Source organism: Paenibacillus sp. CAU 1782 (assembly GCF_054551715.1).
Genome location: NZ_JBTOLL010000001.1, coordinates 866,757 through 880,281, shown reverse-complemented (window position 1 = coordinate 880,281; position 13,525 = coordinate 866,757). Strand labels below are relative to the sequence as shown.

The window sequence follows — 13,525 nt, the reverse complement described above, 5'->3', positions numbered from 1 at the left end:
GGCAGGCTCCGGCTGCCGGAAAGAGCAGCATGTATAATAATGAAGCGGAGGAATGGCAGTGTCACGCTCATGGGAACGCAAAGTACGTAAAAATATGAGTACCATTAATAAAGCAAGGAAGAAACAGGGTCACAGCATGATGACTCCCAGCGCGGAGAAGATTGACCGTTTTACCGGGCGCAATATCATTATGCCTGTTATGCTGCTGCTGTTTGTAGGGGCTTACAATGTTCTCATGCAAACCGATCCTAATTTCCAGGGCGGGGCAATGTATTGGACAACCTTAATTGCCTATATCGCGCTGGCGGCGCTGTTTTTCTTCCGTCGTCCTTATTTGAACGTTGGCAAGGATTATGTGCAATCGCGCCGCTTTACGGGCGACAAAAGGGTCAAGGCTGCCGATATTGAGCGGATTACCGTGTTGAAAGGTTATGTTGTCGTAAGACCGAAAAAAGGCGGAGGCTGGACTTTTTCGCGTTTGCTGAACCGTTTCAAAACGGATGATATGGCGGCAAGGCTGGAATCGTTTGCTGCAGCGCACGGTATCGAATTTGAGCAAAAATAAAAAATGGGAGTGTAGGGGAACATGGCTAAAAAAGCGGTATTATTTGACTTGGACGATACGTTGCTGTGGGATGACCGCAGCGTAAAGGAAGCTTTCCACGCAACTTGCGAGGCAGGCGCGGCTGAAGCCGGGGTTGATGGGGCAGAGCTTGAGGAAGCCGTTCGCAAGGAAGCGAGAGCGCTTTACGAGTCCTATGAGACGTTTCCGTTTACAAAAATGATCGGCATCAATCCTTTCGAGGGGCTTTGGGCTAACTTTACCGCTGGCGAACAGGAGGAGTTCCGCAAGCTTCAAGCGCTGGCTCCAGGCTACCGCAAGGCTGCATGGACGCTTGGACTCAAAGCGCTTGGCGTAGACAATGAAGAGCTTGGGGCAAAACTTGCGGAGCAGTTTCCAGCCGAGCGCCGGAAACGCCCGTTGGTCTATGATGAAACGTTTGCCGTTTTGGATGCTCTTAAGGGCAAGTACAGCCTGCTTCTGCTTACAAACGGTTCCCCGGATTTGCAGCAGGAAAAATTGGACGGGGTGCCTGAACTGATGCCTTATTTTGATCATATCATTATTTCAGGCCAATTCGGGGAAGGCAAGCCAGCGGCGTCTATTTTCAAGCATGCGCTGGAGCGACTCGGCATTGAGCCGGAGGAAGGGATCATGGTAGGCGACAAGTTGACTACCGATATTTTGGGCGCCAACACAATTGGCATGACCTCCGTCTGGATTAACCGCCACGGAGCGGTACGGAATGATGAAATCGTGCCTAGTCATGAAATTTCCAGTCTGCATGAGCTCTTGGCCCTGCTTGAGGAATAGAGACGCAAGTTTATAGGTAGCAAAAAAGGCCCCCGCCCGGCTTGGGCCGGAGCGAGGGCTTTACTGCATTTTTAAATGCGAGGCTGCTTATTTCGATTGGAATTTCTCATCAGCATAAGGATGCGCGATCCAGCCTTCTGTTTCAATGAACAGGCGAACGGCTACGATTTGGCGGTTTTCCATCAGCGTGAAGAAATGCGGCGTGTCCTCGGATACGGAGATAACATCTCCCGCTTCCAGCTCAACATCGAAGTAACCAACTTCGTCAGCGCCCTTGATGACAAAGATGCCGCGTCCCGCTGTAATGGCGCGTACTTCGTCTTCTGTATGGGTGTGTACATTTTCAAATTTTTTCAAAAGCTCATCCAGGTTTGGAGTCGCATCCGAGAGGGAAATAATATCCCATGTCAGATAGCCGCGCCGAGCGGCAAGATTATTGATATCATCTTGGAATGTCTCCAGGATTTGCGCTTTTTCTTCATCGGACAGTTCAAATTTATTTTGCAATTCTGCCGGCAGCTTGGCAGGATTCCAGTGTTCGTAGAGAACCCCTTGGCTTTTCAGGAAAGCTTGAACGTTTTCCTCTCCTTTAATACGTTCCTCTGTGTTGCGAATTCTAATTTCAGCCATGATCATTCCCTCTTTTCCAATAGAAATTAAATGATATAATAATTATAAAACAAACAGCATCAAATGTCGATGAGAAACCTTTTCACCTAAAAGGGATTCTGCTAAACTATTTGTTAATGATTTCGGGAAGGGTGTAGCAACGTGTCGAAGCCGACCTTACAACAACTGTTCCAGGAGCGCATATTGATTCTGGACGGCGCGATGGGTACGATGATTCAGCAAGCTGACTTGAACGAGGATGATTTTGGCGGAGCCGAGCTGGACGGCTGCAATGAAATGCTGGTATTAACCCGTCCGGACGTCATAACGTCCATCCATGAGCAATATCTGGAAGCGGGCGCGGATATTTTGGAAACCAATACCTTTGGCGCGACTAGCGTCGTGCTGGCGGATTACGATATCCCTGAAAAAGCAAGAGAGATCAATTTGGCGGCTGCCAAGCTTGCGATTGACGCCGCGCAGAAATACAGCACGCCGGAGAAGCCTCGTTATGTGGCGGGCGCTCTGGGACCAACCACCAAAACGTTGTCCGTTACTGGCGGCGTAACTTTTGACGAGCTTGTAGAAAGCTATTACGAGCAGGCGCTTGCTTTGCTGGAGGCGGGCGTGGATGCGCTTTTGCTGGAAACCTCGCAGGATACGCTTAACGTCAAGGCAGGCAGCATCGGCATTCGCAACGCGTTTGAGACATCGGGAATAGAAGTGCCGATTATGATATCCGGCACAATCGAGCCGATGGGCACTACGCTTGCGGGTCAAAGCATCGAATCCTTTTATATCTCGCTGGAGCATTTGAAGCCCGTATCGGTCGGTCTGAACTGCGCCACCGGTCCGGAATTTATGCGCGACCATATCCGGACGTTAAGCGAAATTGCCGGTGCGGCAGTCAGCTGTTACCCCAATGCGGGTCTGCCCGATGAAAATGGGCAGTACCACGAGTCTCCAGAGTCCCTGGCGCGCAAGCTTGCCGCGTTTGCGGAGCAGGGCTGGCTGAATATGGCTGGCGGCTGCTGCGGAACGACGCCCGCCCATATCCGGGCCATGGCGGAAACCATGGCGGCTTACGAGCCGCGCAGAACGATGGGAGCTCATCCCGATGCTGTATCCGGCATCGATACCGTATTTATCGAGGATGACAATCGCCCCATCATGATCGGCGAACGTACAAATATATCCGGTTCGCGCAAATTCAAACGCCTGATCAAGGAAGAGAAGTTTGACGAAGCGTCGGAAATCGCAAGATCGCAGGTAAAGGGCGGCGCCCATGTCATTGACATCAACCTGCAGGATACCGACATCGACGAGGCGTACGCGGTGCAGCAATTTTTGCCCCAGGTGGTCAAGAAGATTAAAGCGCCGCTCATGCTGGATTCCACGTATGACCATATTATCGAGCTGGGCTTGAAATATTCACAGGGCAAAGCCATCATTAACTCCATCAATCTGGAGGATGGCGAAAGCAAATTTGAACAGATCGTTCCGCTTATCCATCGTTACGGCGCGGCCGTTGTTATGATTCTGATTGACGAGCGGGGGCAAGCTGTTTCCCGTGAAGCCAAGCTGGAGGTCGCGGAGCGTTCCTACAAGCTGTTGACGGAAAAATACGGCATTAATTCGGAAGATATTATTTTTGACCCTAATATGTTTCCGGTTGGCTCCGGTGACCCGCAATATATCGGTTCTGCGGTGGAGACGCTGGAGGGCATTCGTTCCATTAAGGAAAAATTCCCGCGCGCCAAAACGATTCTGGGATTGAGCAACATTTCCTTTGGTCTGCCTGATGCAGGACGCGAGGTATTAAACTCGGTTTATCTGTACCATGCAACTAAGGCTGGGCTGGATTATGCCATTGTCAACACGGAAAAGCTGGAGCGTTATGCCTCTATACCAGAGGAGGAGCGCAAACTGGCGGAGGCGCTGATCTACGATACCAATGACGATACGCTTGCGGCGTTCGTTGCGGCGTTCCGTAATAAAAAGGTAGAGAAAAAAGAAAAAATCTCCACCTTGACGCTGGAGGAACGCCTGGCTTCCTACATTGTGGAAGGAACAAAGGAAGGGCTTATTCCGGATTTGGACGAAGCGCTCAAAAAGTATGTGCCTCTGGAAATCATCAACGGGCCGCTTATGAGGGGCATGGAAGAAGTAGGTCGATTATTCAACGGCAATGAACTGATTGTTGCAGAAGTGCTGCAAAGCGCGGAAGTGATGAAGGCTTCCGTCACCCATTTGGAGCAATTTATGGAGAAGGAAGAAAGCTCCGTCAAAGGTAAAATTATTTTGGCCACGGTAAAAGGCGATGTGCACGACATCGGCAAAAACCTGGTGGAAATTATCCTTTCCAACAACGGATACAAAATCATCAATCTCGGAATCAAGGTTCCGCCTGAACAATTGATCGAAGCGTACCGCCAGGAAAAAGCCGATGCAATCGGCTTGTCGGGTCTGCTCGTCAAATCTGCGCAGCAGATGGTCATTACCGCTCAGGATATGCGCAATGCGGGCATCAGCGCGCCTATACTGGTAGGAGGCGCTGCGCTTACGCGCAAATTTACTAAAACGAGAATCGGCCCGGAATACGACGGATTGGTTCTATACGCCAAAGACGCTATGGACGGGCTGGATATCGCCAACAAGCTGATGGATCCGGAGCATCGCCAGCGTCTTGAAGAAGAATTGGCAGCTTACAAAGCTTCCGGGGCAGCGGAAGAGGAGACGGTAAAACCGATGCCGCAGCTGACGCGGGCGGTTCGCTCCAAAATTTCCCCGGACGCTCCTGTGTTTGCGCCGCCGGATTGTCAGCGCCACGTCCTGCGAGACGTGCCGATTCCGCATATCGTGCCGTATGTCAATATGCAGATGCTGCTGGGCCATCATTTGGGGATTAAAGGAACCGTCGAAAAGCTGTTGGCGGAGGGCAATGAAAAAGCGCTGCATTTGAAAGACACGGTCGAAACCATCTTTGCGGAGGGCGGCAAGGAAGGTTACCTGCGTGCGCATGCCATGTACCGCTTTTTCCCGGCCCAGTCCAGCGGCAACGATGTTATTGTGTATGATCCGGATGAACCCGGCAAAGAGATCAAACGGTTTACATTCCCGCGCCAAGCGGTTGAGCCGCATCTTTGTCTGGCGGATTTCCTGAAGTCGGTGGAAAGCGGCGTAATGGATTATGTTGGCTTCCTGGTCGTAACTGCGGGCCAAGGCATTCGCGAATTAGCCAATGAGTGGAAAGACAAGGGCGATTATCTTCGTTCCCATGCGCTGCAAGCCGTTGCGCTGGAGACCGCGGAAGGACTTGCCGAAAAGATCCATCATATGATGCGCGAGCTTTCCGGCTACCCTGACCCGCCGGAAATGACAATGAAACAGAGACATGGCGCGCGTTACCAAGGTATCCGTGTATCGTTTGGATATCCGGCATGCCCTAATTTGGAGGACCAAGAGCCGCTGTTCCAGCTATTGAAGCCGGAGGATATCGGAGTGGAGCTGACGGAAGGTTTTATGATGGAGCCCGAGGCGTCCGTATCCGCAATGGTGTTCGCCCATCCGGAAGCGCAATATTTTAATGTTGAAAAAGTATAAAAATCGAGTTATGCTGCTAGGCATATTTCGTAATGGGAAGCAGACTTTTTGAACCACCTCTTTAAGGGCCTTCCTCCATTCGACTGGAAAGATCGGATGGAGGAGGCTTTTTTCGCTAAATACAGGAGTGCCGTATGAAGGAGGCAATCAGGAAATTATGAAAATGTGGTTTTTGGGAACCGGCGCAGGCCGGCCGGCTAAACATCGCAATGTAAGCGCCATTGCGCTGCAGCTTCCGGAGCCCCGCGGCTGGTGGCTGTTTGATGCCGGCGAAGCAACTCAGCATAGCCTGCTTCATTTGCCGCTTAAGCTGTCCCGTCTGGAAGCGATTTTTATTACGCATCTGCATGGCGATCATCTGTTTGGATTGCCGGGACTTCTGGGAAGCCGGTCGTTTGACGGGGGGACAAGCCCGCTGAAGATATATGGCCCAAAAGGGTTAAAGAGCTATGTGGAAACCACTTTCGCCATAAGCGGAACGCATGTGGAGTACGAGCTGACCATTATCGAGCTGGAGGAAGACGGAGGGCTTGACGCCTTTTACCGGGATGATCTGCTTCAGGTCGATGCCCGGCTGCTTCATCATCGGGTTCCGTGCTTTGGTTATCGCGTGACGGAGAACGACAGACCGGGACGGCTGATGGCGGAGAAGCTGAAGGACCGCGGCTTGGAATCAGGTCCCGCTTTCGGAAAGCTAAAGCGGGGAGAAAGCGTGGAGCTTCCGGACGGAAGCATTGTGAAGCCGGAAGACTTTACCGACGGCATGGTGCCAGGGCGGGTAGTGACGATACTCGGCGATACAAGCCCTTGCAGTGCGGTGGGTGAGCTTGCGCGGAATGCCGATCTGCTGGTGCATGAAGCAACCTTTGCGGCCGGATTGGAAGAGAAAGCCCATGAATTCGGGCACAGCACAACGACCGAAGCGGCAAAAGCTGCGCTTGCTGCGGGAGCCGCAAAGCTGGCAATGACGCATTTTAGCGGCAGATACGGGAACGAAGAGTTGTCGCAGCTGGAGGAAGAGGCCAAGTCTGTATTCCCGTCTGTTTTTGCTGCAACAGATGGAAGCTGCGTTGATATTCCCCGGCGTTCCACGGTTCGCGATGAAATGCAGGGCAAATAGCATTGCGCACCGAACATGTATTCTGTACAATATAGAACAGCGGAAGCCTTTGCCGGGAGGGGCAAGGCTTCATGGAACGGAAACGGGGAGTGATGGGGAGTATGAACAGATGGACAGGCAAGGCTGGCAGCTTTGAGGAATGGCTGGACCATATCCGACAGGACACGGAGATCATGGGCAACGTAACGCACTGGAGGACGATTCCTTCCAGGGAGGCTCAATTTGCGCCGCTGCCGTCTTTGCTGCATCAGCGTTTACGGGATGCGCTTAGCGGAAGGGGCATTAACGGCTTGTATCGCCATCAAGCGGAAGCCTTTGATGCCGTCAGCCAAGGGAAACATGTCGTAGCGGTAACCCCGACCGCCTCTGGCAAAACCTACTGCTACAACCTGCCCGTTCTGCAAAGCCTGCTGGACAATGATGAAGGAAGAGCGCTGTATCTGTTTCCTACCAAAGCGCTAGCGCAGGATCAGGTAGCGGAGCTGCAGGAGCTTGCGAACTTGATGGACGTAGATATCAAGACGCACACTTATGACGGGGATACGCCTCCCACGGTTCGAAATGCGATCCGCAATGCCGGACATATCGTGGTGACGAATCCCGATATGCTTCATTCCGCGATTTTGCCGCATCATACCAAATGGGTCAAGCTGTTTGAAAACCTCAAATATATCGTGATCGACGAAGTGCATGCCTACCGTGGCGTATTCGGCAGCCATGTCGCCAATGTCATTCGTCGTCTGAAGCGGATAGCGGCTTTTTACGGATCCAAGCCGCAATTCATTTGCGCGTCCGCAACGATCGATAATCCGCGAGAGCACGCGGAAGCGCTTATCGGGGAGACGGTGGCCCTGGTTGACAACAACGGAGCGCCGATGGGCGAAAAACATTTTGTGTTTTATAACCCGCCCGTTGTCAACAAGCAGCTTGGCATCCGCAGAAGCAGCGTGCTGGAAACGAGGAAGCTGGCGGCGCGGCTGTTGAAGCAGGGAATCCAAACAATCGTGTTTGCGCGCAGCCGCGTTCGGGTCGAGCTTCTGCTGACCTACTTGCAGGAGCTGGTGCGGGATAAGCTGTCGCCGTCAACCATCAGAGGTTATCGGGGAGGGTACCTGCCCAACCTGAGGCGCGAAATCGAACGGGGGCTGCGGAGCGGCGAAATTCGCGGCGTTGTCAGCACCAACGCGTTGGAGCTTGGCATAGACATCGGACAGCTTCAGGCTTGTGTGCTTAACGGATATCCAGGAACGGTAGCCAGCACCTGGCAGCAATCCGGCCGCGCGGGACGGCGGCAGGAAAGCTCGGTTACCTTTATGGTGGCAAGCAGCAATCCGCTGGACCAATACATGATTCAGAATCCGGACTTTTTCTTTAATCGCCCGCCTGAACGGGCGCTTATTCATCCCGATAACCTGCTTATTCTGATCGACCATGTAAAGTGCGCGTCATATGAGCTGCCCTTCAATAGAGGAGAAACCTTCGGAGGCGAAAAACTGGAGGATTTGATGGAGTTTCTGGTGGAGGAAAAGGTGCTGCATTATGCCGACGACCGTTGGTATTGGATGAACCAGTCTTTTCCCGCCCACAACATTTCGCTGCGGTCCGCCGCCCAGGAGAATTTCGTTATTGTCGATATGACGGATAGCCAGCACCGGGTGTTAGGAGAGGTGGACCGTTTCAGCGCTCCAACGCTTATTCACGAGGAAGCCATCTACATTCATGAAGGCGTCCAATACCAGGTGGAAAAGCTGGACCACCCTGAGAAAAAAGCATACGTGCGGCAGGTTGACGTCGATTATTACACCGATGCGCAGCTGGCAGTGGAGCTGAAAGTGCTTCATGTGGACAAGGAAGCCGTAACCGGAGAGCTGCTGCGGCAATATGGAGAGTTGACCGTCAACGCCAAGGCGACTATTTTCAAAAAAATTCGTTTGCGCACTCATGAAAATATCGGTTCCGGCCCCATCCATCTTCCGGAGGAGGAGCTGCATACGAGCGGCTACTGGTTCTCCTTCAACGAGGAAGCTGCGGCGCGGCGGAGCAAAAACGAAATGCAGTTTGCACTGCTTGGCATCGCCAACGTTCTGGTACATATCGCCCCGCTGTACTTGATGTGCGATCCCTTCGATATCCGTGTCGTGCCTCAGGTGAAGGCGGTTCATACCGGACGCCCAACCATTTATTTCTATGACCGTTATCCTGGCGGAATCGGTCTGAGCGAGCGGCTGTACCAGGTGCATGACGAGCTGATCCGGCGGGCCAAAGCGCTTATTTCCCGCTGCTCCTGTCTGAGCGGCTGCCCGGCATGCGTTGGTCCGATCGAGGAAGTTGGACTCTTGGGCAAGCAACAGGCCATGCAGCTGCTTACGGAAGTAGGTGGAGCGGAATGAGCGGTTTCAGAGATAGAATGAACAGGCTACGCGGAGGGGGAGAAGAAACATCGCCCTCCCGTTCTGCAGCTTTGCCAGATTCGTCAGTGGAAGAGAAGGAGACCGACCCTGCTGAAGCGGCCTGGCGGGCAATGGGGGTTGTCTTGCGCCAAACGGATAAGGGAAGTTATCTTCAACGCCGGACTCAATATCCCGCTACTCATCGTCATGGCATACATGCGCTGAGCGAATGGCGGGATGCCGAGGAAGGTTTGCGGATGTTTCATCACAGCCGTGGCGAAATAGGGGAGGAAGCCATACTCTATCTGGATCTGGAAACGACGGGGCTTGGCTCGGGAACCGGCAATGTTCCCTTTATGGTGGGTCTATCCTATATGGAGAACGGGTTCTGGGTCGTGGAACAAAATTTGATTCGCCATCCCTCGGAGGAACGTGCCATGCTGCACGACCTTGCGCTTCGGATCGGCCGTTGCAGTCATCTTGCGACCTACAATGGCAAAAGCTTCGATTGGCCCCTTGTCAAAAGCCGAATGATTATGAATTCAATTCCTCTGCCTTCGGAAGACCCGCAACATCTGGATTTTTTGCACCCGTCGCGTTCAATCTGGCGCAATACGCTGCCTTCGCTTAAGCTGAGTTATGTGGAAGAAGAAAGACTTGGCATACAGCGCGTGGAGGATGTGCCGGGTTCGCTTGCGCCTAGCCTCTATTTTCAATATTTGGCCAGCGGAGATCCCGCCCCTCTTGATGGCGTCTTCCGGCACAATGAAAGCGATTTGTTGTCTCTGGTTTGCTTGTCCGTCCGTTTTGGACTGCTGCTTCGCGGCGAAATTTTTAACCGCATTCCTTATCCGGAGGAAGCCGAAGAGCTTGTCCGAAGCGGCTTGTGGCTGGAGAAAATGGGGCTTGGCCCTCTGGCTGAACCGCTGTACCTTTTGGCGGATGGTAAGGATGCCGATAACTCGTTATGGCTGAAGCTAGCCGAACGTGACAAGAAGGCTGGAAACTTTGAGCGCGCTGTGTTATTGTGGCAGAAGGTCGTCAGCATTTCCGGGAGCCGGCTCGGTCCGGATGCCCAGGAAGCTTGCGTCCAGCTTTCTATGCATTTTGAGCATCGGGTTAAGGATTTGCACCAGGGTCTTCATTATGCGCAATTGGCGCTTCGGGGATCAGAGGAACGGGAATCCCTGCTCAAGCGAAAAGGAAAACGAAAATCCGATGTGGACGGCATGCGCGCACGGGTGGAGAGATTGTGGCGCAAAACGGGAGTCCATCATCGTTTGGAATGCGGGGAATAGACAATTGGAACCATTCAAAGCAAAAGCGCTGCTTATTGACCTGGATGGCACGATTTATCACGGCAAACACGCCATTGAAGGCGCGGACCGGTTGATCGTTTGCTTGAAGGAAGCAGGCTTGCCTTATCGTTTTGTTACGAATAATTCGTCCTCTTCGCCCAACAAGGTAGCCGAGCGGTTGAGAGACATGGGCATTGACGCTGAACCGGCCGATGTATGCACTTCGGCGCAAGCTGCCGCAGCTTATGTAGCGAGCCGCAAGCCAGGGGCTACCGTCCATGTAATAGGCGAGGAAGGATTGCTGGAGTCTTTGCGGGATGCCGGGTTAAACCTTCAGGGCGAGGCGCCGGACTTTGTTGTACAGGGCATAGACCGCTGCTTTACATATGAAAAAGCAGCGCTTGCAGTGGACCGGATTAGAGGCGGCGCAACCTATGTGTTGACCAATCCCGATTTGCTTCTGCCATCGGATAACGGTTTTATACCCGGCGCAGGCTCGATTGGAGCAATGCTGGCTGCCGCAAGCGGCGCCGAGCCGGTATTGATCGGCAAACCATCATCCATTTTAATGGACTACGCTTTAGAGCAATTGGGCTGCAAGGCGGAGGATACCTGGGTGATCGGCGACAATTTGGCTACGGATATAGCAGCGGGCAAAGCTGCCGGTTGCGGCACGCTGCTCGTGCTGACGGGATTAACAACCCGTGACAATTATGAGATGTATGCGCAAAAGGCGGGCTGCAGACCGGATTTGATCTGCCCAGCTTTGGATGATGTAATGAAATGGATTGCCGGTGAACAAACGGCGCACACAGGCTTGTTGCCAATCAGGGAGGAATGACATTTACATGCTGGAGCTTCCGGAGCTGGAATTGTACCGGGCTTTGCTGGCAGAACGCTGCGCAGGGTTGCGGATTACAGCCTTTACTATAAAAAACAAAGCATTTAAGCCGTTAAAAAGCAAGGAGCAGGAGCTTGTAGATACAAGCATCTGGTTTGTGGAACGCCGGTATGGGCTGATCGTTTTCCATCTGGACAACGGCAAACGGTTGACTGTCGCTTTTAATGAGCATGGTTATCCTTATTTCTGCACGGCGGAGGAAACAAGGGGCATAAAGGGAGATTTGATCATTTCCTTTGGCGACAAAAACCTCTTTTTGGTTGGCGTGGAAAGCGACGGGATCGGGTTGCTGTCAGTGAAGCAATTGGAAGAAAGCTTAAGAGGCCAGGCGCTTGATCCACTGGACAAACGCTTTACATTGACCAAATGGAATGAAAGCTTGTCCAAAAAACGGGGTTATGTTAAATCCGCCTTGACGGATGCCAAGCTTTTGCCAGGCATTGGCCCGGTTTATTCTGATGAAATCGCATTTGCGGCAGGCATTGCTCCAAACGCCAAAGTGCCGGAGCTAAGCCGCGAACAGAGGGAAGCGTTGTACAAAGCGATAGCCGAAACGATTCGCCAGTCGATTTCAAGCGGAGGCGTTAAAAACCAGCCGCTTTTTCCCGGAGACGAGTTATCCGGCGGCTTTGGAGAGCGGCTTCAGGTATACGGGCGCGAAGGCGAACTGTGCAGCCGTTGTGGCGGCACAATAGCAAAAGTAACGGTTGCGACACGCAAAGCCTATTGCTGTCCGCAATGCCAAACCGTCAACTAAGCAGTGATTGTACGGCAGCGCCGAACAGAATTGGGAAGGAGGAAGCCGCATGATTCATGTCTATTTGGATGACTACCGGGCTTGCCCGGCCGGATTTGTGCTCGCCAAGGATGCGCGGGAGTGCCGCCTGCTGCTGGAGGCAGAGGCTGTTGATATCCTGTCGCTAGACTTTGATTTGGGATGGGGACAGCCTACGGGCATGGAGGTGGTTCGGCATATAATCGCCAGCCGCAAGTTTCCCCGCCGTATCTATATCCATACCTCCAGCGCAGCGGGCCGCGTCAGCATGTATCATGAATTGAGCCATCATCTTCCGTCGGACACTCAATTGTTCGGAGGACCAATGCCGGCTTCACTGCTTCAGGAAATCGCAAGCACCGCAATGTCCTGAGACAGAGGGCGGCGCGCTAAAAGACAGGATGAAAGAGGCAACCCATCGTGAGTTTATGGATTGGAACGGCTAATCAGGGCTATGCCCCTTATGCAATGGAAGAAATACGAAAAATAATACCGGGCTGCGGCTTCAAGCCGCTTTCTCCAGGCGAGGTTTTCTGGATGGAAAGCCCGCTGGACAAAGACGCGACGATGAATGCGCTGCATGGCTCCGAGCTAGTGTTTCTGCGCCATATTCAGCCCGTCGAGATCTCTTTGGACGCATCAGGCGACAGCAGTGATCTGGATAAGCTTGCCGATGTTCTTCGTGAGGCTTCGTCTTTTTTTCAGGGGAAAAGAGCGGCTGTTCATCTTCGTAAAGCAGCCGGCTCCTCATTCAGCTATGGCGCTTCCGAAACAAAAACGGCGCTTGAAGCGGTATTGACGGAAGCAGGGGCTGAGCCCGATGTACAGCATCCCGAGGTTATATTTTCGATTTATGCGTCACGGGATGACTTGTTCGCGGGTTATGCAACGCCCTATGACATGCTATCGGATTGGCCGGGCGGCGCAGTCCGTTTCCAACGGGAAGACGGACAGATATCCCGCGCCAAATTCAAGCTGCTGGAGGCGGAGAGAGCCTTTGGTCTAGACTATAGCCAATTTGCCCGAGCAATCGATATCGGCGCCGCTCCGGGCGGATGGACTTCTCTGCTGCTGGAACGAGGGCTAAACGTAACGGCGGTTGATCCCGCTGAATTACATTCCTCCCTGCAAGGCCATCCGGCGCTCCGGCATCTGAAGATAAACGCTTCGGAAATTAAGCTGGAGAAGGGTTCCTACGACCTTCTTGTTTGTGATATGAGCTGGAGTCCGATGCAAATGAGCAGGCTGGTTCTTGATTTGAGGGATTCGCTGGCTCCAGGCGCAAAAGCCATTATTACCGTAAAGCTTATGCATCGCAAGCCGCTGCAAAGCATTCGGGAGGTCAAAGAGCGTCTCGGAACGGGATTCCATATTCTGAGAAGCAAGCAGTTGTTTCATAACCGCGAGGAAATAACGCTTTTTGCAGAGAAAAAATAGTGTTTCGGCAATAACGC

Annotated in this window: 11 protein-coding genes; 10 read left to right on the top strand and 1 reads right to left on the bottom strand. The window is 52.8% G+C overall.

Features of this window, described 5'->3' with window-relative positions; translation table 11 throughout:
• The first annotated feature begins 136 nt into the window (after positions 1 to 136).
• Both ACX93W_RS04290 and ACX93W_RS04285 read left to right on the top strand, forming a co-directional pair.
• Positions 137 to 565, top strand: coding sequence for a hypothetical protein (locus ACX93W_RS04290; RefSeq protein WP_459391073.1), 429 nt, complete (start codon positions 137 to 139; stop codon positions 563 to 565).
• Positions 566 to 586: 21 nt separating this feature from the next.
• On the top strand, positions 587 to 1,375 hold the full coding sequence (locus ACX93W_RS04285; protein ID WP_459391072.1) for an HAD family hydrolase: 789 nt from the start codon (positions 587 to 589) through the stop codon (positions 1,373 to 1,375).
• Positions 1,376 to 1,462: 87 nt separating this feature from the next.
• Here ACX93W_RS04285 and ACX93W_RS04280 read toward each other — a convergent pair whose 3' ends face one another.
• Positions 1,463 to 2,005, bottom strand: coding sequence for a 1,2-dihydroxy-3-keto-5-methylthiopentene dioxygenase (locus ACX93W_RS04280; RefSeq protein ID WP_459391071.1), 543 nt, complete (start codon positions 2,003 to 2,005; stop codon positions 1,463 to 1,465).
• Positions 2,006 to 2,146: 141 nt separating this feature from the next.
• On the opposite strand from ACX93W_RS04280, the gene metH reads away from it, so the two are divergent.
• The 8 genes from metH to ACX93W_RS04240 all read left to right on the top strand — a co-directional run bounded on the left by metH (position 2,147) and on the right by ACX93W_RS04240 (position 13,508).
• Positions 2,147 to 5,587, top strand: coding sequence for a methionine synthase (metH, locus tag ACX93W_RS04275; protein ID WP_459391070.1), 3,441 nt, complete (start codon positions 2,147 to 2,149; stop codon positions 5,585 to 5,587).
• 157 nt (positions 5,588 to 5,744) lie between these two features.
• Entirely contained in the window at positions 5,745 to 6,707 is a 963-nt protein-coding gene (gene rnz / locus ACX93W_RS04270) for a ribonuclease Z (RefSeq protein ID WP_459391069.1), read from the top strand.
• Positions 6,708 to 6,808: 101 nt separating this feature from the next.
• Entirely contained in the window at positions 6,809 to 9,097 is a 2,289-nt protein-coding gene (locus ACX93W_RS04265; RefSeq protein ID WP_459392006.1) for a DEAD/DEAH box helicase, read from the top strand.
• Entirely contained in the window at positions 9,094 to 10,395 is a 1,302-nt protein-coding gene (locus tag ACX93W_RS04260) for a ribonuclease H-like domain-containing protein (RefSeq protein WP_459391068.1), read from the top strand. The genes ACX93W_RS04265 and ACX93W_RS04260 overlap by 4 nt, the downstream gene beginning before the upstream one ends.
• A 4-nt stretch (positions 10,396 to 10,399) precedes the next feature.
• The gene (locus ACX93W_RS04255) at positions 10,400 to 11,236 is read left to right on the top strand and encodes a TIGR01457 family HAD-type hydrolase (RefSeq protein WP_459391067.1); all 837 of its coding nucleotides are present in this window, start codon (positions 10,400 to 10,402) and stop codon (positions 11,234 to 11,236) included.
• Between the two features lie 7 nt (positions 11,237 to 11,243).
• Complete coding sequence (locus ACX93W_RS04250) at positions 11,244 to 12,053, top strand: DNA-formamidopyrimidine glycosylase family protein (protein ID WP_459391066.1); 810 nt, start codon at positions 11,244 to 11,246, stop codon at positions 12,051 to 12,053.
• Between the two features lie 49 nt (positions 12,054 to 12,102).
• On the top strand, positions 12,103 to 12,444 hold the full coding sequence (locus ACX93W_RS04245; RefSeq protein WP_459391065.1) for a cyclic-phosphate processing receiver domain-containing protein: 342 nt from the start codon (positions 12,103 to 12,105) through the stop codon (positions 12,442 to 12,444).
• Positions 12,445 to 12,491: 47 nt separating this feature from the next.
• Positions 12,492 to 13,508 (top strand): SAM-dependent methyltransferase, encoded by a 1,017-nt coding sequence (locus tag ACX93W_RS04240; RefSeq protein WP_459391064.1) that lies wholly within the window; start codon positions 12,492 to 12,494, stop codon positions 13,506 to 13,508.
• Positions 13,509 to 13,525 lie beyond the last annotated feature (17 nt).

What these genes read in the sequence shown, in the direction of transcription:
- ACX93W_RS04290 (WP_459391073.1), top strand. Translation starts at nt 137, where the DNA reads ATGATGACTCCCAGCGCGGAGAAGATTGACCGTTTTACCGGGCGCAAT.
- ACX93W_RS04285 (WP_459391072.1), top strand. Translation starts at nt 587, where the DNA reads ATGGCTAAAAAAGCGGTATTATTTGACTTGGACGATACGTTGCTGTGG.
- ACX93W_RS04280 (WP_459391071.1), bottom strand. Translation starts at nt 2,005, where the DNA reads ATGGCTGAAATTAGAATTCGCAACACAGAGGAACGTATTAAAGGAGAG.
- rnz (WP_459391069.1), top strand. Translation starts at nt 5,745, where the DNA reads ATGAAAATGTGGTTTTTGGGAACCGGCGCAGGCCGGCCGGCTAAACAT.
- ACX93W_RS04265 (WP_459392006.1), top strand. Translation starts at nt 6,809, where the DNA reads ATGAACAGATGGACAGGCAAGGCTGGCAGCTTTGAGGAATGGCTGGAC.
- ACX93W_RS04260 (WP_459391068.1), top strand. Translation starts at nt 9,094, where the DNA reads ATGAGCGGTTTCAGAGATAGAATGAACAGGCTACGCGGAGGGGGAGAA.
- ACX93W_RS04250 (WP_459391066.1), top strand. Translation starts at nt 11,244, where the DNA reads ATGCTGGAGCTTCCGGAGCTGGAATTGTACCGGGCTTTGCTGGCAGAA.
- ACX93W_RS04245 (WP_459391065.1), top strand. Translation starts at nt 12,103, where the DNA reads ATGATTCATGTCTATTTGGATGACTACCGGGCTTGCCCGGCCGGATTT.